At 70.5% G+C, this 21,846-nt stretch carries 19 protein-coding genes; 10 read left to right on the top strand and 9 right to left on the bottom strand.

The window, feature by feature from the left end; all coding sequences use genetic code 11:
• Positions 1–11 precede the first annotated feature (11 nt).
• The 3 genes from ACIRP2_RS31970 to ACIRP2_RS31960 are packed head-to-tail and all read left to right on the top strand — an operon-like array spanning position 12 to position 3,413.
• A complete protein-coding gene (locus ACIRP2_RS31970) occupies positions 12–719 on the top strand; it encodes a succinate dehydrogenase (RefSeq protein WP_404256425.1) in 708 nt (235 codons plus the stop codon).
• Position 720: 1 nt separating this feature from the next.
• Positions 721–2,670 carry a fumarate reductase/succinate dehydrogenase flavoprotein subunit gene (locus ACIRP2_RS31965; RefSeq protein WP_404256423.1) on the top strand — a complete coding sequence of 650 codons (1,950 nt, stop codon included), beginning with the start codon at positions 721–723 and terminating at the stop codon, positions 2,668–2,670.
• Positions 2,667–3,413, top strand: coding sequence for a succinate dehydrogenase/fumarate reductase iron-sulfur subunit (locus tag ACIRP2_RS31960; RefSeq protein ID WP_356479051.1), 747 nt, complete (start codon positions 2,667–2,669; stop codon positions 3,411–3,413). The genes ACIRP2_RS31965 and ACIRP2_RS31960 overlap by 4 nt, the downstream gene beginning before the upstream one ends.
• A 72-nt stretch (positions 3,414–3,485) precedes the next feature.
• Here the strand turns inward: ACIRP2_RS31960 and ACIRP2_RS31955 are convergent, their stop codons facing one another.
• From ACIRP2_RS31955 to ACIRP2_RS31945, 3 genes are all read right to left on the bottom strand, one after another.
• Positions 3,486–5,249, bottom strand: coding sequence for a glycosyl hydrolase family 18 protein (locus ACIRP2_RS31955; protein WP_404256420.1), 1,764 nt, complete (start codon positions 5,247–5,249; stop codon positions 3,486–3,488).
• A 238-nt stretch (positions 5,250–5,487) separates the two neighbouring features.
• A complete protein-coding gene (gene uvrA, locus ACIRP2_RS31950; RefSeq protein ID WP_404256418.1) occupies positions 5,488–7,911 on the bottom strand; it encodes an excinuclease ABC subunit UvrA in 2,424 nt (807 codons plus the stop codon).
• A 219-nt stretch (positions 7,912–8,130) separates the two neighbouring features.
• Positions 8,131–9,501, bottom strand: coding sequence for a polysaccharide pyruvyl transferase family protein (locus tag ACIRP2_RS31945; RefSeq protein WP_404256416.1), 1,371 nt, complete (start codon positions 9,499–9,501; stop codon positions 8,131–8,133).
• A gap of 576 nt (positions 9,502–10,077) precedes the next feature.
• Here ACIRP2_RS31945 and ACIRP2_RS31940 point away from each other — a divergent pair.
• Positions 10,078–10,446, top strand: coding sequence for a hypothetical protein (locus ACIRP2_RS31940; protein ID WP_404256414.1), 369 nt, complete (start codon positions 10,078–10,080; stop codon positions 10,444–10,446).
• A 13-nt stretch (positions 10,447–10,459) separates the two neighbouring features.
• Positions 10,460–10,948, top strand: coding sequence for a hypothetical protein (locus ACIRP2_RS31935; protein ID WP_404256412.1), 489 nt, complete (start codon positions 10,460–10,462; stop codon positions 10,946–10,948).
• Positions 10,949–11,182: 234 nt separating this feature from the next.
• Here the strand turns inward: ACIRP2_RS31935 and ACIRP2_RS31930 are convergent, their stop codons facing one another.
• The gene (locus ACIRP2_RS31930; RefSeq protein ID WP_351084395.1) at positions 11,183–11,398 is read right to left on the bottom strand and encodes a dodecin; all 216 of its coding nucleotides are present in this window, start codon (positions 11,396–11,398) and stop codon (positions 11,183–11,185) included.
• A 201-nt stretch (positions 11,399–11,599) separates the two neighbouring features.
• Between ACIRP2_RS31930 and ACIRP2_RS31925 the strand changes: the two genes are divergently transcribed.
• From ACIRP2_RS31925 to ACIRP2_RS31915, 3 genes are all read left to right on the top strand, one after another.
• The gene (locus ACIRP2_RS31925; RefSeq protein WP_404256409.1) at positions 11,600–12,856 is read left to right on the top strand and encodes an extracellular solute-binding protein; all 1,257 of its coding nucleotides are present in this window, start codon (positions 11,600–11,602) and stop codon (positions 12,854–12,856) included.
• Positions 12,857–13,049: 193 nt separating this feature from the next.
• Positions 13,050–13,868: a GNAT family N-acetyltransferase gene (locus ACIRP2_RS31920; RefSeq protein WP_404256407.1), complete on the top strand. Its 819-nt coding sequence runs from the start codon at positions 13,050–13,052 to the stop codon at positions 13,866–13,868.
• On the top strand, positions 13,865–14,752 hold the full coding sequence (locus ACIRP2_RS31915) for a lysophospholipid acyltransferase family protein (RefSeq protein ID WP_404256405.1): 888 nt from the start codon (positions 13,865–13,867) through the stop codon (positions 14,750–14,752). Before ACIRP2_RS31920 ends, ACIRP2_RS31915 begins: the two co-directional genes overlap by 4 nt.
• Here ACIRP2_RS31915 and egtD read toward each other — a convergent pair.
• Genes egtD through egtA form a run of 4 tightly spaced genes read right to left on the bottom strand, consistent with a single transcriptional unit; the run spans position 14,695 to position 19,074 of the window.
• Positions 14,695–15,657: an L-histidine N(alpha)-methyltransferase gene (gene egtD, locus ACIRP2_RS31910; protein ID WP_404256403.1), complete on the bottom strand. Its 963-nt coding sequence runs from the start codon at positions 15,655–15,657 to the stop codon at positions 14,695–14,697. The two genes, ACIRP2_RS31915 and egtD, sit on opposite strands and share 58 nt — an antisense overlap.
• On the bottom strand, positions 15,654–16,409 hold the full coding sequence (egtC, locus tag ACIRP2_RS31905; RefSeq protein ID WP_404256401.1) for an ergothioneine biosynthesis protein EgtC: 756 nt from the start codon (positions 16,407–16,409) through the stop codon (positions 15,654–15,656). Before egtC ends, egtD begins: the two co-directional genes overlap by 4 nt.
• On the bottom strand, positions 16,409–17,761 hold the full coding sequence (gene egtB / locus ACIRP2_RS31900) for an ergothioneine biosynthesis protein EgtB (RefSeq protein WP_404256399.1): 1,353 nt from the start codon (positions 17,759–17,761) through the stop codon (positions 16,409–16,411). The genes egtC and egtB overlap by 1 nt, the downstream gene beginning before the upstream one ends.
• A complete protein-coding gene (gene egtA / locus ACIRP2_RS31895; protein ID WP_404256397.1) occupies positions 17,758–19,074 on the bottom strand; it encodes an ergothioneine biosynthesis glutamate--cysteine ligase EgtA in 1,317 nt (438 codons plus the stop codon). The genes egtB and egtA overlap by 4 nt, the downstream gene beginning before the upstream one ends.
• Before the next feature lie 148 nt (positions 19,075–19,222).
• On the opposite strand from egtA, the gene ACIRP2_RS31890 reads away from it, so the two are divergent.
• Positions 19,223–20,059 (top strand): TIGR02452 family protein, encoded by an 837-nt coding sequence (locus tag ACIRP2_RS31890; RefSeq protein ID WP_404256395.1) that lies wholly within the window; start codon positions 19,223–19,225, stop codon positions 20,057–20,059.
• On the opposite strand, the gene ACIRP2_RS31885 is transcribed toward ACIRP2_RS31890, so the two are convergent.
• Positions 20,044–20,511, bottom strand: coding sequence for a type II toxin-antitoxin system PemK/MazF family toxin (locus tag ACIRP2_RS31885; protein ID WP_404256393.1), 468 nt, complete (start codon positions 20,509–20,511; stop codon positions 20,044–20,046). The genes ACIRP2_RS31890 and ACIRP2_RS31885 overlap by 16 nt on opposite strands.
• A 268-nt stretch (positions 20,512–20,779) precedes the next feature.
• Here ACIRP2_RS31885 and ACIRP2_RS31880 point away from each other — a divergent pair, with 268 nt between their 5' ends.
• Positions 20,780–21,802 (top strand): LacI family DNA-binding transcriptional regulator, encoded by a 1,023-nt coding sequence (locus ACIRP2_RS31880; RefSeq protein ID WP_404256391.1) that lies wholly within the window; start codon positions 20,780–20,782, stop codon positions 21,800–21,802.
• Positions 21,803–21,846: the final 44 nt, after the last annotated feature.

Below are 21,846 nucleotides of genomic sequence, written 5' to 3'. Positions count from 1 at the left end.
GCGTCGTGTCCATGGCATTGGCAACACGGACGGACCGACGGCCGTCCATGACGCGTACGCTCTGGGACTCGTCCGTCGGCAAGAAGGCGATCATGGCCGTGAGCGGCCTGATCATGCTCCTCTACTTGGTCGTCCACATGGTCGGGAACCTGAAGATCTTCTTCGGGTCCGGCGAGTTCAACCATTACGCGCACTGGCTGCGGACCATGGGGGAGCCCTTCCTGCACTACGAGTGGGCCCTGTGGATCGTCCGCGTCGTGCTCGTCCTCGCCGTGGTGCTGCACGCCGTCTCCGCGTACCAGCTGAGCCGCCGCGACATCAGGGCGCGCCCCGCCAAGTACGTCCACAAGAAGCCGCGCGCCGGCTACGCCACCCGGACCATGCGTTGGGGCGGGATCATCCTCGCCCTGTTCATCGTCTGGCACATCCTGGACCTGACGACGGGCACCGTGCACTCCGGCGGGTTCCAGCCCGGGCACCCGTACCAGAACGTCATCGACACCTTCTCCACCTGGTACGGCAACACGATCTACATCGTCGCCATGCTCGCCCTCGGACTCCATGTGCAGCACGGATTCTGGAGTGCCGCCCAAACCCTCGGCGCGGGCAGGGCAACCCGTGAACGCGTCCTCAAGACCATCGCCAACGTCCTCGCACTGGTGCTGACGGTGGGCTTCATCTCCGTACCCGTCGCCGTCATGACCGGAGTCGTGAGCTGACATGTCCGACTACTCGCACTACGAGACGGGCGCGCCCGTCGTCGACACCAAGGCCCCCGAAGGCCCCGTCGCCGAACGCTGGGACACCCGCCGCTTCCAGGCCAAGCTGGTCAACCCGGCCAACCGCCGCAAGCACACCGTCATCGTCGTCGGCACCGGCCTGGCCGGTGGTTCGGCCGGCGCGACACTGGCCGAACAGGGTTACCACGTCGTCCAGTTCTGCTTCCAGGACTCGCCCCGCCGCGCCCACTCGGTCGCCGCGCAGGGCGGTATCAACGCCGCGAAGAACTACCGCAACGACGGCGACTCGATCCACCGGCTCTTCTACGACACGGTCAAGGGCGGCGACTTCCGGGCCCGCGAGTCCAATGTGCACCGGCTCGCCCAGATCTCCGTGGAGATCATCGACCAGTGCGTCGCCCAGGGCGTCCCCTTCGCCCGCGAGTACGGCGGGCTCCTCGACAACCGCTCCTTCGGCGGCGTCCAGGTCTCCCGCACCTTCTACGCCCGCGGCCAGACGGGACAGCAGCTCCTCCTCGGCGCCTACCAGGCGCTGTCCCGGCAGATCGCCGCGGGCAACGTCGAACTGCACGCGCGTACCGAGATGCTCGACCTGATCGTCGTCGACGGCAGGGCCCGCGGCATCGTCGCCCGCGATCTCGTCACCGGGAAGATCGACACCTACTTCGCCGACGCGGTCGTCCTGGCCAGCGGTGGCTACGGCAACGTCTTCTATCTGTCGACGAACGCCATGAACTCCAACGCCACCGCAGTCTGGCGCGCACACCGCCGCGGCGCCTATTTCGCCAACCCCTGCTTCACCCAGATCCACCCCACCTGCATCCCGCGCACCGGCGACCACCAGTCCAAGCTGACCCTGATGAGCGAGTCGCTGCGCAACGACGGCCGGATCTGGGTGCCGAAGGCGAAGGGCGACGACCGCCCCGCGAACGAGATCCCCGAGGACGAGCGCGACTACTACCTGGAGCGCATCTACCCCGCCTTCGGCAACCTCGTCCCCCGGGACATCGCCTCCCGCGCGGCGAAGAACGTCTGCGACGAGGGACGCGGCGTCGGCCCCGGCGGACAGGGCGTCTACCTGGACTTCGCGGAAGCCATCCGGCGAATGGGCAGGGCCAAGGTCGAGGAGAAGTACGGCAACCTCTTCGACATGTACGCACGGATCACCGCGGAGAACCCGTACGAGACCCCGATGCGGATCTACCCCGCCGTGCACTACACGATGGGCGGACTCTGGGTCGACTACGACCTCCAGACCACGATCCCGGGCCTGTTCGCGATCGGGGAGGCCAACTTCTCCGACCACGGCGCCAACCGCCTCGGCGCCTCCGCGCTGATGCAGGGCCTCGCCGACGGCTACTTCGTCCTGCCGTCGACCATCAACGACTACCTGGCCCGAAACCCCCACCACGACGAGGTCGACGCCTCGCACCCCGCCGTCGAAGAGGTCGTCGCGGACACCGAGGACCGGCTGAACCTGCTGCTCTCCGTCGACGGCGACCGCACCCCCGACTCCTTCCACCGCGAGATCGGTGAACTCATGTGGGAGCACTGCGGAATGTCCCGCACCGAGGAGGGGCTGCGCCAGGCACTCGACCGGATCCCGCAGATCCGCGAGGAGTTCTGGCACCGCATCAAGGTGCCCGGCACCGGCGACGAGTTCAACCAGTCGCTGGAGAAGGCCAACCGCATCGTCGACTACCTGGAGCTCGCCGAGCTGATGTGCCTCGACGCCCTGCACCGCGCCGAGTCCTGCGGAGGCCACTTCCGCGAGGAGTCGCAGACCCCGGACGGCGAAGCCGCCCGTCGGGACGAGGAGTTCTCCTACGCCGCCGCCTGGGAGTTCTCCGGCACCGGCGAGGCACCCGTCCTGCACAAGGAAGACCTCGTCTTCGAGTACGTCCACCCCACCCAGCGGAGCTACGCATGAAGCTCACCCTGCGCGTCTGGCGCCAGAAGAACACCGACGCCCCCGGCGCCATGTCCACCTACGAGGTGGACGGCATCTCGCAGGACATGTCGTTCCTGGAAATGCTCGACACCCTCAACGAGGAACTCATCCTCGCCGGCGACGACCCCGTCGCCTTCGACCACGACTGCCGCGAGGGCATCTGCGGCGCCTGCAGCCTCGTCATCAACGGCGACGCCCACGGCCCCGAGCGCACCACCACGTGCCAGCTCCACATGCGGTCCTTCGAGGACGGCGACACGATCGACATCGAGCCGTGGCGCGCCTCGGCCTTCCCGGTCGTCAAGGACCTGGTGGTGGACCGCTCGGCCTTCGACCGGATCATCCAGGCGGGCGGGTACATCTCCGCCCCGACCGGCACCGCCCCCGAGGCGCACGCCACACCGGTGCCCAAGCCGGACGCCGATTTCGCCTTCGAGCACGCCGAGTGCATCGGCTGCGGCGCCTGTGTCGCGGCCTGCCCCAACGGCTCGGCGATGCTCTTCACCTCGGCGAAGATCAACCACCTCAATGTCCTGCCGCAGGGCGCTCCCGAGCGCGAGACCCGGGTCCTCGACATGGTCGGGCAGATGGACAGCGAGGGCTTCGGGGGCTGCACCCTCACCGGGGAGTGCGCCACGGCCTGCCCGAAGGGCATTCCACTGCCGTCCATCTCGGCCATGAACAAGGAATGGCTGCGGGCGACCCGCAAGGTGCGCCGCTGAGAGGACGGCCGAGTTCCCGGCCCCGGAGGCCGCCCACCTCCGGGGCCGGGAAGTCTCAGTCCTCCCGCCGGGTCAGGACGTCACGGCGAGGTCGTCGCCGTAGACCGTGCCCTGCCCGTACCAGCCGTGCAGATAGACGGTCACCGCCCCGGTCGACCCCGTGGTGAACGCCACCGACTGCTTGGCGTAGCCGCTCGACGAGCCCCAGGTGCTCGCCGAGGCGTCACCCCGTACACCGAGGTAGCCGTAGGAGCCCTGCACCCAGCCGCTCAGCGTGTACGTGGTGCGGGGGGCCAGGGTGAGCGTCTGAGTGCACTCGCCCGTCCGCGACGAGGTGGCCGCCGCCGCGAGCGCGTGCGAACCGCCGTGGACCGGGGTGGAGACGACCGAGCCACCGGACTCACAGGTCCAAGGGCTCAGCGAACCCGTCTCGAAGTCGCCGTTCACCAGGGCGCCCGTGCCGCCGCCCGGACCCGACACCGTCAGGGTGAGGGCCGCCGCACGGCTGAGCGCACCCGCCGTACCGGTCACGTCGATCTTGTACGTGCCGGGAGTCGCGGACGCCGACGCGCTGACCGTCAGCTTCGATGTACCCCCCGCGGTGACCGAGGTCGGGCTGAGCGTCGCCGTCACGCCGGCGGGAGCCCCGCTCGCCGTCAGCGCCACGGTGCTGGCGTTGCCGGAGGTGACCGCGGTGTTCACGGTCGCCGTGGTGGAGCCACCGGGGGCGACCGTGGCCGAACCGGGTGCGACGGCCACCGAGTAGTCGTCCGTCACCGGACCGGCGCCGCTCGTGAACGGCGCGAAGGTGTGCGAGAAGTACCAGGTGTCCTGGGAGATCCCGGAACAGGTGTCGCTGCCCCCGGTGCCGGGGCAGCCTCCGTTGTCACGCTGGAGCGCCCAGAACGACAGGGTGCTGACGCCCTTGGCGACGGCCCAGTCGTAGACCGAGGTCGCGTCGGCCGTGGTGAAGGTCTCGGCCGGACCGTAGTCGTCGATGCCGGGCATCTCGATGATGCCGGTCATCCCCCACAGCTGGGCGTCGGTCTTCGACGGGTAGAGGCCCGCCAACTGGCCCTTCAGACCGGTGACCGCCGTCTGCGTGTCCTGTGCCATGTTGTGCGAGGCGCCGTCGTAGTAGTCGAACGTCATCAGGTTCACCACGTCGACCCTGGTGCCGTTGGACACCGCGTTCTTCAGCACCGCCAGACCGCTGTCCGCGAGGCCGCTCGTGGTGGTGGGCAGGGTGTAGGAGATCTGCACCGAGCGGCCGTTGGCGGCGGCCCAGTCCTGGACCTTCTTGATCGCCTTGTTGCGGCGGTCGACACCGGCGCTGTTCTCCAGCGAGTTGTCCTCGATGTCCATGTCGAGGCGGGACACGTCGTAGGTCGTGATGACCTTCTCGTACGCCGCCGCGATGGAGTCGACGTTCGTACAGCTGTCGGCGATCTCGGTGCCACCGTTGTCGGCCGTGTATCCGCCGAACGACGGGATCACATCGCCGCCGCGCGACCGCATGGTGGTGAAGTCGGCGCCGAATTCGGACGGGGCGATGGGGGTGCTCGCATCGCCGTTCCAGTAAGGGGTGCAGGAACCGCGGGCCTCCGTCTGGATGAAGGCCATGGTCAGGTACTTGGCACCGGACGCCTGCGAGAGTGCGGCCGGGCTGTCGCCGTTCCACGCCTCGAAGTACGGGGCGAAGACATGCGCGGGCAGAGGAGTGGCGGCGGTCGTGGCGGCCTCGGCGCCGACACCTGATCCGAGGACCAGACCGGCGGAGGCGATGGTCGTGGCCAGGACACTCAGGACTGCGCCGAGTGTTCTTGGACGTCTCATGGGGTGCTCCCAGCGGGGTGAGACAACGGGCGGATCGCACGGCTCGGCCGCGCCCGGTCGAGGGCGCGGCCCGTTCCTGTGATTCCCGGCCGGGGGTCACATGCCGCACGGCATGGAGCGGCCGTGAGGCATGCCCATAATTGGTCTGGACCAGCCTTCGGTCAATGCTCTTTGCCTTTTCATTTCCCATTGCTTGCCTGATACGGCAACTCGCCACTGGAGAAAAGGAGTTGGGCTATCAGTTCAGATGCAGGGAGGCCCTGAGGTACGCCGCGGTGCGGCTGCCCTCCGCGCGCGCGACCTCTGTGGGCGATCCCGCTGCCACGATCCGGCCGCCCTGGTCGCCGCCTCCGGGACCGAGGTCGATCACCCGGTCGGCGCCCGCCACCACCGCCATGTCGTGCTCCACGACCACGACGGTGTTGCCCGCGTCGACCAGTCCGTGCAACTGCCGCATGAGCACCTCGACATCGGCGGGATGCAGTCCGGTCGTCGGCTCGTCCAGCAGATACAGGGTGTGGCCACGGCGCGTGCGCTGGAGTTCGGCGGCCAGCTTGATCCGTTGAGCCTCGCCGCCCGACAACTCCGTGGCCGGCTGACCGAGCCGCAGATAGCCGAGTCCGACATCGAGCAGCGTCCGCAGACTGCGCTCGGCGGCGGGCGTGGCGGCGAAGAAGCCGGCCGCCGACTCCACCGTCAGATCCAGGACCTGCGCGATGTCCAGGCCGCGCAGGGTGACCTCCAAGGTCTGCGGGTTGTACCGCGCACCGTGACAGTCCGGGCAGGGCGCATACGTACTGGGCAGGAAGAGCAGCTCGACGGAGACGAAACCCTCGCCCTGGCAGGTCTCGCACCGTCCGCCCGGAACGTTGAAGGAGAACCGCCCCGCCTTGTAGCCGCGTTCGCGCGCCGTGTCCGTCTCGGTGAACAGCTTCCGCACGACATCGAAGAGCCCGGTGTACGTGGCGAGATTGGAACGGGGGGTGCGGCCGATCGGCTTCTGGTCGACCTGCACGAGGCGGTCCACCGCCTCCAGCCCCTCCGCCGACGCGCACCAGGGCGGGGGAAGCTCCGCGGGTGGACCCGAGGTGGCGGAGACCTGCCGGTCGGCGAGCACACCGGCCAGGACCTGACCGACCAGGGTCGACTTCCCGGACCCCGAGACGCCGGTGACGGCGGTGAACACCCCCAGCGGGAACTCGGCGTCCACCCCTCGCACATTGTGGCGGTCGACGCCGTTCAGTTTCAGCCACCCCGACGGTGTGCGCACCCGCCGCACCGGAGCGGGCCCGTCATCGAAGAGGAAGCGTCGGGTCGCCGATTCCCTCACCTCCGCGAGCCCGGCCGGCGGACCGCTGTGCAGCACCCTGCCACCGTGCTCACCGGCCAGCGGACCCACGTCGACCAGCCAGTCCGCCCGGCGCACCACGTCCATCTGATGCTCCACCACGAAGACCGAGTTCCCGGCCTCCTTCAGTCGGCCCAGCACCCCCAGCAACGACTCGGTGTCCGCCGGATGCAGACCGGCCGACGGCTCGTCCAGTACGTACACGACACCGAACAGGCCGGAACGCAGCTGGGTGGCGAGGCGCAGCCGTTGCAGCTCGCCGGAGGACAGCGTCGGAGCCGTGCGGTCGAGGCTGAGGTAGCCGAGGCCGAGCTCGGTGACCGTCTCGATCCGGGCGAGCAGATCCGCCGTCAGGACCCGCGCCGTGTCGCTCCCGCCCGCCGTGCGCAGCACCTCGGCGAGAGAGGTGAGCGCGAGCGCGGCCAGTTCGGCGATCGAACGGCCGGCGAAGGTGACGGCCATCGCCTCCGGCCGCAGCCGGCCGCCCCCGCAGACCGGGCAGGGGGCACTGGTCAGGAAGCGCTCGGCCTTGGCGCGCAGCGTGCGGCTCTTGGAATCCGCGAAGGTGTGCAGCACATAACGGCGGGCGCTCATGTACGTGCCCTGGTAGGGGCGTTGGATGCGTCCCGCGTCCCGCACCGGATGGACGGTCACCACCGGCTGCTCATCCGTGAACAGGATCCACTCCCGGTCCGCGGCGTCCAGCTCGCGCCACGGGCGGTCGACGTCATGGCCGAGCGCGTCCAGCACGTCGCGCAGGTTCTTGCCCTGCCAGGCCCCCGGCCAGGCGGCGATCGCGCCCTCCCGGATCGACAGCGAGGGGTCGGGGACCAGCAGTTCCTCGGTGGTGCGGTGGATGCGGCCGAGACCGTGGCACTCGGGGCATGCTCCGGCGGCGGTGTTCGGCGAGAAGGAATCGGAGTCCAGCCGGTCGGCACCCGGCGGGTAGTTCCCGGCGCGCGAGAACAGCATGCGCAGGGAGTTGGAGAGTGTGGTGACCGTCCCGACCGAGGAACGGGCACCGGGCGCCGAACGGCGCTGCTCCAGTGAGACGGCGGGCGGCAGTCCGGTGATCTCGCCGACCGCGGGAGCACCGACCTGATGGATCAGCCGGCGGGCGTACGGGGCGACGGACTCGAAGTAACGGCGCTGGGCCTCCGCATAGATCGTGCCGAACGCGAGGGAGGACTTCCCGGAGCCCGAGACGCCGGTGAACACGGTGAGGGTGTCGCGCGGGATGTCGACCGAGACGTCCTGGAGATTGTGCTCACGGGCGCCGCGCACCCGGACGTACGGATCGTGGGGGGTGGACATGGGCGCGTGGACTCCGTACGGATCGGGGCAGAGGCGGCAGCCTGGGGGCAAACACTCCGATTCTAGGCTCCGGACGCGGTCCGGGGGCGGCCGAGGCCGCCGGGCACGGGCCCGCAGAGGTCGGAGGCCGGCCCTGAACGGACCGGCCCCCGACGACGGACACACTCCGTCCCTCCCGTCGCCCGCCGACGGAACAGGGGTGGACGGGGACGAAGGGCCTCAGCGGGACGGACGCAGCGCGCGCTTGATGGGCCGCCCGACGACGCTGCGGGCCCGCTGGTACGTGGAGCGCTGGACCGGCACCGAGGAGTTCTTCGTGAGCTTCCGCTTGAGTTGGTTGTTCTGCTCGGTGAGGTCCGTCAGCTGGGACTGGAGCCAGCCCAGGCGCGCGCTCATCGTGGCGGCGTCGGCGCCGACCCAGGGGCGGATGCCCGGCGGGAAGGCCAGTGCGCTCATCCGTGCCTCGAAGGCCGCACCGCCGTCCCCGTGGGTGAAGGTGTTCTCCAGGCCGTTCTTGTCCAGGAAGTTCATGAACCGGTCGAACCGCTCCTGGTGGCCGCGTGTCAGCGGTCCGAAGTCGGCCTCGGCGTAGAGATCGGCGGGGTCGAGATCGGAGGGAGCCTTGGCGAGCATCCGGTGCGGGATGTCGAAGTAGCGGCACAGCTCCAGCGTCCGGGAGTCGCCGCAGAGCACGGTGGCGGGCGTGCCGGCCAGCAGTGCCGCGATGTTGCCGTGGATCCGGGAGCCGAAGGAGAAGTCGAAGCCCCGAAGGTCGTCCATCCAGGCGGACGGGTCGACATAGACGCGGGCCTTGTCCTCCCGGTACATGGGGTGGTCGGGATGGGTGGGGATGTCGGTCAGCGAGGCGTTCTGGTGGGACATGTCGCGCCAGTGCAGCTGACGTGCTTCGGAAAGGTTCTGGCCGATGAAACGGAGATGGGGGTAGCGGGTGTGGGCGCGGTTGATGATCCGCCCGAGCTTGTGCTTCCGTATGGCGTCGTGGGATCCGTTGACGGAGATCCGCGAGTCGGGCCCGAGCGCACGGCCGCTCTCCCGGATGTCGAGCCTGGTGCCGTGGAGGAACATCGAGGGGCAGCCGATGACGTCCACGTCACGGAAGCCCATGTCCCGCAGATACCGCTCCGTGAACTCCCCGCGCACGCCGATCGAGGCGCTGTGGTCGAGCACGGCGGAGACGAACGCGTAGACCGTGGACTGCATGGGACGCAGCCGGTCGGCGGAGTAGTTGACGCCGGTCTGGGCACCCACGCCCGGCACGACGACCGGGATCTTGAGTTTCGAGATGAGCTGGGTCAGACGCTCCAGCTGGCGCTCGAAGGACGGCCGGAAGGCGTTGGCGAGCGGGATGACGAAGACGTCGTACTCGCTGTTGATGCGGTCGGCGTCGGCGACTCTGGTGGTGATGCCGTTCGAAACCACTTCCGAACGCGGCGTCTCCAAAATCTTGTGGGCGGCATCACTGAAGATCAGGTTGCCCGAGTTGGTGGCGAACACGTCCTCGTGGAGAGCGCGCTCGACAGGGACGACGTCGTAGGGGCTCTTCCCTGAACGCAGGAGTATTCGCTTCACATGATTAACGTTGGATGCCACAAAGCTGAATATAGCTTTACGAATGCTTTTGGTTCCATGCGCATCCTGTACAACCTTTTACGTTCTGCGCGGAACGTGAGTACATGATCACACATCCGCGCGCGAACGGGCGTGCGTGTCGGGGTCCGACTCCTCGGGCTCGTCCCGCAGGGCGTCGGGGACGCTCTTCTGACGCCCCCTTGAGTGCCGGGCGGCCCCGCCGTGCGCTGCCCTCCGCGACATCGGCCCGGTGTGCCCGGCCTGCGAGGGCGTCGAACCGTGCACCTGGTGCGAAGGCACCGGCGAACGCCGCGAGGACCGAACGCCGTCCGAGTCGACGCGGGAGAGGCCCGCTGTCGGTCGGACCGCCTGGGTGAAATGTCGCAAGCTCCGCACCACTTATCCGGAATGTCAGGGATGGGGCGTCAAGAGGTGTCCGACGTGTGATGACACGGGCTTCCGGGTCTGCCCGGTCTGCTCGGGTGGGAGATCGACGGCGCACCACCGGCGCGACGGCACGGGTCCGGTCACCTTCTGGACGGGGGGATCGGTCGGGCAGGCCCCGACCGGTACTCGTTGAAACTGCCGGCGTCGGCGCCGCCGCTGCGCTTCCGGCAGCGGGCCGACCTCGCCGGCGCGTGGGAGCGGGTCACTCCGGGCTCGGCCGGTGCCTCGCTGCCCGAAGGGCTGGACCCTGCCCATCTCCACGCGGTCGAATCGGCTCTGACGCCGCGCCGGGACGAGGTGGCCGGACGTGTCGACATCGGCTGGCTGCAATCGGCCGCGGTCGCCGTTCCCGACGATCCCGGCCGTGTCTTCCACGTCTTCCCCGGACGCGACGGGCCGGAGGTCGTCCCGATCCGGTCGGGGAACCGGTCCCTGCGGGTTGCCGCGGTGGTGGCCGGTGTGGTCGTGCTGGTGCTGCTGATGGTGGCGTTGGTCTGATTTGCTGAGGGGTGTGAGAAGCGACCACCGGCCCCTGGCCGTATTCGACCTGGACGGCACGCTCGCCGACAGCGGTCACCGGCAGCACTATCTGGAGGGATCCCGGCGCGACTGGAACGGCTTCTTCTCCGCCGCCGTCGATGACCCGCCGCTGCCCGAAGGTGTCCGGCTGGTGCTGAGCAGTGCCGAGGACTGCGAGATCAGGTATCTCACCGGTCGACCGGAACGGTGCCGTCACGACACCGTGGCATGGCTGGCGGAACAGGGCCTGCCCGAGGGGCGGTTGTACATGCGCCGCAACGACGACCGCAGGCCCGCCCGGCACACCAAGCTGGAGATCCTGCGACGGCTGGGCCGGGAACGTGAGGTGCGGATGCTGGTCGACGACGACGAACTCGTCTGCGACGCTGCGGAGCGGGCCGGATTCGCCGTGGTGCGGGCCCGTTGGGCGCAGGTGTCGCCCGCCCTGAAGGACGCACAGGAGCGTGAGGGCCGAACCTGAATCCGATGTGACCGGCTGTGGTGGACGGGGGTGCTGGTGCCGTGCGCGGCAGCGGGGTCGCAGGGCCGGCGCGTGCGCATCGGGTGCCTGAACCCGCCTGTCCGGGCGGGGTGCACGGCGTACCGGAAGTCTCGCGGCCGGCTGCGCGGTGCCGCGTGCCCGACCCCGTCCCGCGGAACCGGCCCGAGGCGGGCCGCTGCGGTCGTGGCGCCCTCGTGATGCCGTCGCGCCCGATCAGCTCGGTTCGTCGAGTCGGAAGCCCACTTTCAGGCCCACCTGGTAGTGCTCGATTCGGCCATCCTTGATCTCTCCGCGAACCTGCGTGATCTCGAACCAGTCGAGATTGTGCAACGTTTCCGAAGCTCTGGCGATGCCTCTGCGGATGGCGTCGTCGACGCCTTCATGGGAGGTTCCCACGATCTCGGTGACCCGATAGGTGTGATTCGACATGCTATGTCTCCTCTCCTCTTTACCACGGTGCCCCACCCGAACCGGGTGCGCGAGGGGTCGGTGCGCGGAATGCGGGATGAACGGGCCTTGACCAAACCAATGGTCCATACCAAAATCCAGCCACGCCCGTGCGAGCGCCGCCCGCAGTCCCCCACACCGGGTCCTGGAATTCGTCGTGCCGTTTCGCAGAAGGTGAACCTGGTGAAGAACCGCATACTCGTCGGAGCCGTCGCGCTCGTTTCCACCTTCGCGCTGGGCGGATGCGGCTTCGTCTCGGGCTCGGAGGCCTCGGGCAGCACGAAGGTCACGATCTGGCTGATGAAGGACAGCGTGTCCGCCGATTTCCTGGAGCGCTTCACGAAGGCCTACCGGGACGAGCATCCCTCCATCGAACTGGAGTTCAAGATCCAGAGCTGGAGCGGCATCGGCCCGAAGGTCGTCGATGCGCTCAAGGGCAAGGACACCCCGGACGTCATCGAAGTCGGCAACACCCAGGTCTCCCAGTACGCGGAGAGCGGCGGGCTGAGCGACCTCACTCTGGAGTCCGTGCGCGACCTCGGCAGCGAGGAATGGCTGCCGGGTCTCGCCGACCCGGGCAGCATCGAGGGCGTCCAGTACGGCATCCCCTGGTACGCGGCCAATCGAGTGGTGATCTACAACAAGGACCTCTTCGAGCAGGCAGGCATCACCAGCCCGCCGAAGACCCGGGACGAGTGGATGGCGGACAGCGCCCAGCTGAACCGGAACGGCAATCAGGGCATCTACCTCGCGGGCCAGAACTGGTACGTCCTCGCCGGATTCATCTGGGACGAGGGCGGCGAACTGGCCGAGGAGAGGGGCGGCAGCTGGGAGGGCACCCTGGACAGCCCCGGCGCGCTCAGGGGCATGAGTTTCTACAAGCAGCTCCAGGCGCTCGGTGACGGCCCCAAGAACGCGGACGAGGAGAGACCTCCGCAGGCCAAGGTCTTCGCCGAGGGCGACGTCGCGCAGATCATCTCGGTGCCCGGCGCCGCCGCGCAGATCGAGCAGCTGAACCCTGAACTCAAGGGGAAGCTGGGCTACTTCCCGATCCCCGGCAAGACCGCGAAGTCTCCCGGCTCCGTCTTCACCGGCGGATCCGATCTGATCGTGCCGGAGAAGGCGAGCCGGCGTGCCGCGGGCATCGACGTGATCAAGGCGCTCGCCGGCCGGAAGTGGCAGGAAGAGCTCGCGAAGGCCATGAGCTACGTGCCCAACAAGCCCGGTCTCGCACGTGTCATCGTGGGACAGGAGGGCACCGCGGCGATGGCCCGGGGAGCCACGAAGGGACGTGCGACCCCCAACGCGCCGCAGTGGGCGGATGTCGAGGCCGTCAATCCGATCAAGCCGTACATGACGGCGGTCCTGGAGGGCGGCGACCCGCAGGCGGCGGCGAAGGCGGCGTCTGAGAAGATCACCGAACAGCTCGCGGGCGGCTGACGCGCGCTGCTCCGGTCCGTGGCGGGAACCCGGTCCCCGGCCGGGCACACCGGGGATTCAGCCTTCGCACATCCCGGCTCTCCCATGCGGTCACGTCGAATCCAGCCGGTCACGGAAGAAGTAAGGGGCCGGGCCTTCGCAGCAGCGCGACGGCCCGGCGGCCGCCCTTGCCGATCCGTCCCCGGAGACCGTCATGAACGCGCTGCCCGTCACCTCCCTCCCCGCCGCCCCCGTCGTTCCCGCGCAGCCCGTCCCTCCCGCCCCGGCGCGCTACCGGGTGTCCCTCGCCGTGGACCAGGACGAGGTGCGCGCCGCGCAGCGCCTGCGCCACCAGGTGTTCGCCGGTGAGCTCGGCGCCAGGCTGGACGGAGCGGAACCCGGGCTGGACAGCGATGCGTTCGACGCGTACTGCGACCACCTGCTGGTACGGGAGGAGACCACCGGAGACGTCGTCGCCACCTACCGTCTGCTGCCGCCCGACCGGGCCCGGATCGCCGGGCGTCTGTACGCGGAGGGCGAGTTCGACCTCGGACGGCTCGGCTCCATCCGCGACGACCTGGTGGAGGTCGGCCGGTCCTGCGTCCACCCCGCCCACCGGGACGGCGCCGTCATCGCGCTGATCTGGGCCGGACTCGCCCGTTACATGGAACGCACCGGGCACGACTGGCTGGCCGGCTGCTGCTCGATCCCCCTCGCCGACGGCGGCGTCGCGGCGGCCGGGGCGTGGGAGACCGTACGCACCAAGCACCTGGCACCCGAGGACCACTGGGTCACTCCGCACCGCCTCTGGCAGTACACCCCCGCAGGAGCCGCGGAAGAGGGAGCGGTGCCCACCGGCCTCGCCACCCTCCCGCCGCTGCTCCGCGGCTACCTGCGACTGGGCGCATGGGTCTGCGGTGCCCCCGCGTACGACCCGGACTTCAACGTCGCCGACCTGTACGTGCTGCTGTCGCTGCGCCGCACCGACCCCCGCTATCTGCGTCACTTCCTCGCCCTCGCCCCGCTGCGATGAACCCCTGGCTGCACCCTGCACCCTGCACCCCGCTCGCCTGCGCCGGTCACGACGGCCGCGTGCGCGGCCGGCCGGCGGCCGTGGCCCTGCTGCTCGCCGGGTGCGCGTTCGTCCTGGCCGGGGCGCTGGGTGCCCCGTTCGCGCTGATGCTCGGCGCGGCATCGCGGGAGAGGCTGATCCGGCGCTGGGCGTACGGGGTCGTGCGGGCCTTCGGAGTGCATGTGCGGGTCGTCGGCGCGCCCGAGGCGGTCGCACCGGGCGCGCTCGTCGTCGCGAACCACATCTCGTGGCTGGACATCCCGCTCGTCGCGACCGTGTTTCCCGGCCGGATGCTGGCCAAGAGCGAGATACGCAACTGGCCGCTGCTCGGCCGGCTCGCCGCCGCAGGCGGCACGCTCTTCGTCGAACGCGACCGGTTCCGCGCGCTGCCCGCGACGGTGGGCCGCATCGCGGCGGCGCTGCGCGGTGGTTCACGGGTGGTCGTCTTCCCGGAGGGCACCACCTGGTGCGGGCGCGGTGGCGGCAGGTTCGGACCCGCCGTGTTCCAGGCCGCGATCGACGCGGACGCCACCGTCCGGCCGGTACGCATCAGCTATCGCACCCCGCCGCCGTGCGGCTCGGCCGGCGCCCGGTCGATCGGTCACGACGGCCCCGCACCGGCGGAGCACAACGCTCCGGCCGGTGCGGCCGCCTTCGTCGGCGACGATCCGCTGGCCGCCTCACTGTGGCGGGTGGTGACGGCGGCGGGGCTGACCGCCGAGATCTGCGTCCTGCCGCCGATCCCGGCGGGCAGCGGGCCGGACCGCCGTGCCCTGGCCCGGCTCGCTCAGACCGCCGTCGCCAACGACAGCGCGAACCGGTCCGCGGAATCCGTCCACCACTGATCCATCCGCAGTCCGGCCGCAGCGAGTTCGGCCCCCACGCCCTCCTTGCGGAACTTGGCCGACACCTCCGTACGCAACTCCTCACCGGCCTCGAAGGACACCACGAGATCCAGGTCCGGGATCTTCACCGTGAGTGCCTCGCGGGCCCGGAGCCGCATCTCGATCCACTCCCGTTCCGGATCCCACAGCGCCACGTGGTCGAAGCCGGACGGATCGAAGTCCGCGCCCAACTCCCGGTTCACCACCCTCAGTACGTTTCTGTTGAACTCGGCAGTCACCCCGGCCGCGTCGTCGTACGCGGCGACCAGCACCTCCTCGTCCTTCACCAGATCCGTGCCGAGCAGCAGCGCGTCGCCCGGGGAAAGCAGCGACCGCACCGATTTCAGGAACACCGAACGCTCGGCGGGCAGAAGATTGCCGATCGTGCCCCCCAGGAACGCGATCAGCCGCGGCCCCGGGGTGCCCGGCAACGCGAGACCGCCCGTGAAGTCGGCGATCAGGGCGTGCACGGAGAGGCCGGGCCGCTGCGCGAGCAGGGCCTCGGCGGCTCCGCGCAGCGCGCTCTCGCTCACATCGACCGGCACGTAGCTGCGCAGCTCGGGCAACGCGTCCAACAGGTGCCGGGTCTTCTCCGACGATCCCGAACCCAGCTCGATCAGGGTCCGCGCCCCGGACGCCCCGGCGATCTCCCGGGCACGGTCGATCAGGATCTCGCGCTCGGCGCGGGTCGGGTAGTACTCGGGAAGCCGGGTGATCTCCTCGAACAGTTCACTGCCGTGCGCGTCGTAGAACCACTTGGGCGGCAGCGTCTTCGGTCGCCGGGTCAGACCGTGCAGGACATCGGCGCGCAGCGCCGCGTCCGTGGCGTCCACCGGCAGGGTGCGGGTCAGCAGAAAGGGACTCACTCGGCGGGCTCCTTGAGCGGGGTCAGCAGGACTTCGGCGCGGGTCGCGGTCAGCAACGTCCGGTCGGGGACCGCGCGCCAGTGCGGATCGTCGTCGTACGGCTCCGAGGCGACGACCGTGCGCAGGCCGGGATCGGCGAGGTACCACAGGGTGTCGCCCCAGGCCGTCGCCACGATCGCCGTGCCATCGGTGAGCAGCAGATTCAGCCGCGATTCCGGCGCCGCCGCCGCCACGTCGAGCACGGTGTCGGCCACCGCCTGCGGCAGTTCGTCACCGTCGGCGAGACGGTGCCGTACGAGGGCCCAGACCAGGGCAGAGTCGCAGCGGGCGGTGAGCGTGAGCAGTTCGGCCGGGGGCAGTGCGGCGGCGAGCGGTGCCACCGAGCCGGGCCAGCCCCTCACCGCACCGTTGTGGCTGAACAGCAACCGCCCGTCGGCGAACGGCGCGGCGGCCGCCTCGCCGTCGGCGCCCGCCTCGGTGGCGTCGCGCACCGCGGCGAGCAGCGCCGGACTGCGCACCACTCTGGCCAGGTCGGCGAATGTCTGATCGCCCCAGACCGGACCCTCGCGCCGGTAGCGTCCGGGCACCGGATCGCCGTCCGCGTACCAGCCGACACCGAAACCGTCGGCGTTGACGGTCCCGTACCGTTGGTGTCTCGGCGCCCAGGACTGACGCACCAGACCGTGGGGCGGGCGTGTCAGCAGTTCGCCCAGAGCGACCGGGGGCCCCAGGTAGGCGATATGACGACACATCAGAGATCCCTCGCGGTACGGAAACCGGAGAAGATCTGGCGCCGCACCGGCAGGTCCCAGTTGCGGAACGTGCCCCGGCACGCCACCGGGTCCACGGCGAACGAACCACCGCGCAACACCTTGTGGGCCGGGCCGAAGAACACCTCGGAGTACTCGCGGTACGGAAACGCCGAGAAGCCCGGATAGGGCAGGAAGTCGCTCGACGTCCACTCCCACACGTCACCGATCAACTGCCCCACGCCGAGCGGTGACCGACCGGCCGCGTACGCCCCGGCGGAAGCGGGTCGCAGATGGCGCTGGCCCAGGTTGGCCCGCTCGGGGGTCGGGTCCTCGTCGCCCCACGGATAGCGCAGCGAACGCCCCGACGCCGGGTCATGGCGTGCCGCCTTCTCCCACTCCTCCTCCGAGGGCAGCCGGCGTCCCGCCCACCGGGCGTACGCGTCCGCCTCGTACCAGCTGACGTGGAGCACCGGTTCGTTCCCCGGTACGACCTCGGTCACTCCGAAGCGACGGCGCAGCCACTGGCCGGCGTCCCGGTGCCAGAACAACGGACCGGTCAGTTCGTGCTCACGGACCATCGCCCACCCCTCGGGGGCCCACCAGCGCTCCTCGGTGTAGCCGCCGTCCTCGATGAACCGCTGGTACGCGCCGCAGGTGACCGGCGTCGTGTCGATGAAGAAGCCCGGTACGTCGCGCACATGGGCGGGGCGCTCGTTGTCCAGCGCCCAGGGCTCGGTGGACGTGCCCATGGTGAACGGACCGCCGGGAACCAGGACCTCGGTGGCGAGCTCCGTCGCGTCGGTGGGGGCGGGAGGCAGTGGTGCGGTCAGGACCGCTGGGCCGGATCTCAGCTGATGGGTGATCAGCATCGTTTCGTCGTGCTGCTGTTCGTGCTGGGCGATCATGCCGAAGGCGAATCCGGACCGCACCAGCGGACGATCACCGTGCAGCGCCGTGCCGTCGAGGACGTCCAGTGCGCGTCCGCGCACCTCCGCGGCGTAGAAGCGGGCCTCCGCGGGCGGCAGCAGCGGCAACGAGGGGCGGGTCGCCCGGGGGTGCTCGAAGGCGTCGTACAGCCCGTCGATCTCCGGACGCATCGCCTCCCTCCCGGCCACCGCGCGCAGCAGCCACAGCTCCTCCTGATTGCCGATGTGCGCGAGGTCCCACACCAGGGGGGACATCAACGGAGAGTGCTGGGAGGTCAGTTCATGGTCGTCCACGCTGTCGGTGAGAAGCGTGGTGCGTTCGCGCGCGGTGAGCAGTGCGGCGAGTGCACGCCGCCGGAGCGCCTCGGTGTCCGCCTCGTCCGGTCCGGTGGGGCCGGACGGAGCGGGTGTGGGGGAGTCGGTCATGAGAGGAGCCCCTCGACGTGGTGGCCCGAGCCGCCCGCCGCACCCGGCGCGAGCAGATTCGGAAGATCGTCCGCGGGACATCGGCCCCGGGCGACGTAGCGGTCGTTGAAGTCCGCCACCGCCTCCTGCACCGCCGTGCTCGCGCCCATCCGGGGCAGCGCCTCCAGCGCGAGCCGGAAACAGACGGTGGCCGCCGCCCGCAGTTCGGGATCGGTCAGGCCGTCGCGGGCGGCGCCGGTCCAGAGCGGATTGCGCGGCGCGGGCCACGGCCCCGCCGTCTCGGCCAGTGGTTTGACGGTGCGGTACACGGTCTCGGCGGCCTCCGGGTCGTCGAACAGGGCGGTGGTGACGGCGAGCGGCACCAGCCACCCGTCCGGGCCGTGCTGCGCGTCGATCATGCGCAGCTCCAGATGTCCGCGTGGGCGAACGGGCGGGAACAGCGTGCTGATGTGGTAGTCGAGGTCGTCGCGCACAGGCGGTCTCGGCGCGCCGGTACGGATCCACTCGCGGAAGGTCAGAGCCTCCGGTACGGCCCACGGTCCCTCGTCCTGCCGGATGCACATCACCGGTGTGTCCAGGACATGAGCGGCCCAGGCGTCGCGGGGCGGCAGGTGACCGGACGGTGCCAGCGGCCGCCATGGGTCGAGGTCGGCCCAGAGGTGCTGGCGGGTGGACCGCCAGGGCGTCGGGCGCCCGCACCGGAGAGGAGAGTTCGCGAACACCGCGACCAGCACCGCGCCCAGCAGATGACCCAGCTGCCAGCGCCGCGCGTAGCCGAGCGGACCGGGTTCCTCCTCTCCCGCGTCCAAGCAGACCTGGACGGATGCGGTGGTGCACATCATGGCGCGGCCGGCCGGTCCCGACCGGTCGAGCGAGACCTCCATGGCGTCGTAGCGGGGCTCGTGCAGAAGACGGCGCGGGGGATGCCACGGGTCGAGGCCGAGCCCCACCGGTACGAGACCCACCCGGTCCAGGGCGTCACGCACGGAGGCGAGATCGGCGGCGGTGGCGTCGATGCACGCCATCAGGGAGTCGGCGGGGCGCGAGCTGAGCTCCAGCTGGCCGCCGGGTTCGAAGGTGAGCGCCGCGCTCAGGGGCAGGGCCCGGAGGATGGCGGCGGCCGCGTCGAGACGGTGGTGGGGGACGGGGACGCCGGGGCGATCCCGGTGGTGAATGAGCCATTCGAGTTCGACGCCGACCGTCCGGGGCGGTCCGGTCTTGAAACAGATGCAGCGAAGTAAGTCCTCCGTCGCGTCCTCGCCGAGGGGCGGGGCCTGGCCGGGCGGACCGTGGCCGGGTGTGTCGGATGACATGCCGGGGCCTCCTTGTCTGGTTCGTCCGTCCCAGCCAAACCCTTACGAGGGGATCGCACAAGAGTGCCCTCGTGCGTCACAAATTCGGTTGCATCCATGCCGCCGGAGCGCCGAGCATGCCCCGTATGCACCACACGGGGGAGCGCCGATGAGCGCACGACTGCGCGGCATCGCGCGAGAGACCGAGGCCATCGTGGCGGCCGGCCGCTACCGCACGCCGGAGGGGCGTGAGGTGAGCATCGAGCGTGCGCTGACCGCCGCACTCTCGGGGACCAGGCTGTACGGGCCCGAGCCGATACCGGTCGCGGCGCTCGACTCCGACCGCACCCCGGTCGTCGAGGTCACCGACGAGAGCAGCCTGTGCGCGGCACGCCGGATGACCGGCGAGGGGCCGGGCAAGATCGCCGTTCTGAACTACGCCTCCGCCCGCAATCCCGGAGGCGGATACCTCAACGGCGCGCAGGCCCAGGAGGAGGCCCTGTGCCGGGGCTCGGCCCTGTACGCCACGCTGCTGCGCGCCCCCGAGTACTACGCCCACCACCGCGCCGAACGCAGCGCCTTCTACACCGACCGGGTGATTCATTCCCCCGGCGTGCCGGTGTTCCGCGACGACCGGGGCCGACTGCTCGACACCCCGTACACCGCGGGCTTCCTCACCTCTCCGGCGCCCAACGCCGGGGTCATCCGCAGCCGCACCCCCGAGGAGGCCCACCGCATTCCCGCCGCGCTCGCGGCGCGGGCCGAACGGGTGCTGGAGGTCGCGGCCGTGCGCGGGTACCGCAGACTGGTGCTGGGCGCCTGGGGGTGTGGTGTGTTCCGCAACGATCCGGCGCAGGTGGCCGGTGCGTTCCGGGCATTGCTCCTCGACGGCGGCCGGTTCGACGGGCACTTCGAGCAGATCGTCTTCGGCATCCTCGACCGGAGCCCCGAATCCGCCACCCGGTCCGCCTTCATCCGGACTTTCGGCGGTCAGCGCCAGCCGTAGCGCTCCCGCAGGCGGTCGGTGACCAGATCGAAGCGGTTGCGGTCCAGCGCACACGCCTCGCGCCGCATCCCGTCCTCGTGCACCCGCAGTACCCGGTCCAGATCGGCCCAGGACGGGCGGCCCGAGCTGTCCCACGGTCCGGCCCCGAGCGCCACCCACTCGCGGTCCCGGTCGTGCTGCTTGCTCGACAGCTGTACGGCGAGCAGTGTGCCCGCCGCCTCGCGGGCCACGACCAGCACGGGGCGGTCCTTGCCGCGCCCGTCGTTCTCCTCGAACGGGACCCATGTCCAGACGATCTCGCCGGGATCGGGGTCGCCGTCCCGGTCGGGTGCGTACGAGGTGCGGACCGGGCCCACCTCGTGCGGCTCGGCCTCACACGTCGCCGTCGGGCCGGTACGGCCGGGGAACTCGGCCGCAGCGTCGGTGCTGTCGTCACGGTGCTGAAGGGTCATCCCCCCACCGTAGGACCTGTACGGCCCGACCCATGGAGCGGGTCCGGGGTGCGGACACCGGGCCCGGACCGTGAGCGACGGAAGCCCCGCCCGCGCCGGACGCGCCGTCACCACCGCCGCGCTGATCGTCCGTCACCGCAAGCACCGCCCGCGCCGAGGGCGGCAGGCCGGTCCGGCATGCCGTCGCCCCGCTCCGCCCGTCATCAAGAGGTCATCCATGCCCCGGCGCGTACCCATGGGGCACGAGTCTGGAAGACTGCCCGACGCCATGAGCCAGTTACCGAACCAGCCCACCGAAGGCCCCGTTCCGACCAGTGCCGATGTGGCACGGCTCGCCGGGGTCTCGCGGGCCACCGTGTCGTACGTCCTGAACAACAACGCGACCGTACGGATCAGCGAGACCACCCGCCGCCGGGTCAGGGCGGCGGCCACCGAACTCGGCTACGTACCGCACGCGGCGGCCCGAAGCCTGCGTGCCGGGCACACCCGCATGGTGCTGCTGCCCACCGTGAACCTCCCCGCCGGGGCGCTCCACCAGCACTTCTTCCACGAGTTGGAATCAGGGCTGCGACGCCTGGACTACACCGTCGTCCAGTACGGCAGTACGAGCCTGGACGCCGACGACGCACCCCGCGTCTGGGCCGAGCTCCGCCCCGTCGCCGTCATCGTGCCCGGCACGATCGCCCTCACCCCGCAGGGCATAGCGGTACTCAGACGGTCGGGAGCCAAGGCCGTCATCACGCTCGGCCCGCGGCCGGTGGACGGTGCCCACGCGCTGGTCGTGGACCAGCGGGAGGTCGGCAGCCGGGCGATCGGACATCTGCTGGAGCGCGGCAGGCGTCGCATCGGCGTGGTCGTGCCGGAGGAATCCGGCCTCGGCCTGTTCGCCGAGTCCCGGCTGGCCGGGGCCCGGCAGGCGGCTCGGAACCACGGAGCCCGTATCGAACCGCTGCCGCTGCGGTACGAGGAGGAGTCGGCGGCCCGGCTGGCCGCCCGCTGGCGCTCCCTGGGCCTCGACGCCGTGTTCGCGTACAACGACGAGTACGCGATGCTCCTGATGCGAGCCCTTCAGGACACGGGTGTCGAGGTGCCCCGCGAGGCGGCCGTGGTCGGCGCCGAGGACCTGATGCTCGGCAGACTGCTGCGGCCCCGGCTCAGCACCGTGCGGATGGAGCTGGCCACGGCGGAGCCGCTCGCGGACCTCGTGGACCGACTGGTGCGGCACCCCGGCGGCGCCCCCGCGCGTTACGACCTGCTGCGGGCCGGAGCCGTCCACCGCGAGTCCAGCTGAGGAGCCGTATCCGCACGGAGCGGCAACGTGCGCACCACGCGCCG

Origin of the sequence: Streptomyces sp. NPDC101194 (genome assembly GCF_044767885.1) — a bacterium.
Classification (GTDB): domain Bacteria; phylum Actinomycetota; class Actinomycetes; order Streptomycetales; family Streptomycetaceae; genus Streptomyces.
Note: the sequence above shows the minus strand (reverse complement) of the source record. Positions and strands in the feature narration are given on the sequence as shown.

What these genes read in the sequence shown, in the direction of transcription:
- egtA (WP_404256397.1), bottom strand. Translation starts at nt 19,074, where the DNA reads ATGTCATCCGACACACCCGGCCACGGTCCGCCCGGCCAGGCCCCGCCC.
- ACIRP2_RS31930 (WP_351084395.1), bottom strand. Translation starts at nt 11,398, where the DNA reads ATGTCGAATCACACCTATCGGGTCACCGAGATCGTGGGAACCTCCCAT.
- ACIRP2_RS31880 (WP_404256391.1), top strand. Translation starts at nt 20,780, where the DNA reads ATGAGCCAGTTACCGAACCAGCCCACCGAAGGCCCCGTTCCGACCAGT.
- ACIRP2_RS31920 (WP_404256407.1), top strand. Translation starts at nt 13,050, where the DNA reads ATGAACGCGCTGCCCGTCACCTCCCTCCCCGCCGCCCCCGTCGTTCCC.
- egtB (WP_404256399.1), bottom strand. Translation starts at nt 17,761, where the DNA reads ATGACCGACTCCCCCACACCCGCTCCGTCCGGCCCCACCGGACCGGAC.
- ACIRP2_RS31890 (WP_404256395.1), top strand. Translation starts at nt 19,223, where the DNA reads ATGAGCGCACGACTGCGCGGCATCGCGCGAGAGACCGAGGCCATCGTG.
- ACIRP2_RS31885 (WP_404256393.1), bottom strand. Translation starts at nt 20,511, where the DNA reads ATGACCCTTCAGCACCGTGACGACAGCACCGACGCTGCGGCCGAGTTC.
- ACIRP2_RS31970 (WP_404256425.1), top strand. Translation starts at nt 12, where the DNA reads ATGGCATTGGCAACACGGACGGACCGACGGCCGTCCATGACGCGTACG.
- ACIRP2_RS31955 (WP_404256420.1), bottom strand. Translation starts at nt 5,249, where the DNA reads ATGAGACGTCCAAGAACACTCGGCGCAGTCCTGAGTGTCCTGGCCACG.
- uvrA (WP_404256418.1), bottom strand. Translation starts at nt 7,911, where the DNA reads ATGTCCACCCCCCACGATCCGTACGTCCGGGTGCGCGGCGCCCGTGAG.
- ACIRP2_RS31960 (WP_356479051.1), top strand. Translation starts at nt 2,667, where the DNA reads ATGAAGCTCACCCTGCGCGTCTGGCGCCAGAAGAACACCGACGCCCCC.
- ACIRP2_RS31915 (WP_404256405.1), top strand. Translation starts at nt 13,865, where the DNA reads ATGAACCCCTGGCTGCACCCTGCACCCTGCACCCCGCTCGCCTGCGCC.
- ACIRP2_RS31965 (WP_404256423.1), top strand. Translation starts at nt 721, where the DNA reads ATGTCCGACTACTCGCACTACGAGACGGGCGCGCCCGTCGTCGACACC.
- egtC (WP_404256401.1), bottom strand. Translation starts at nt 16,409, where the DNA reads ATGTGTCGTCATATCGCCTACCTGGGGCCCCCGGTCGCTCTGGGCGAA.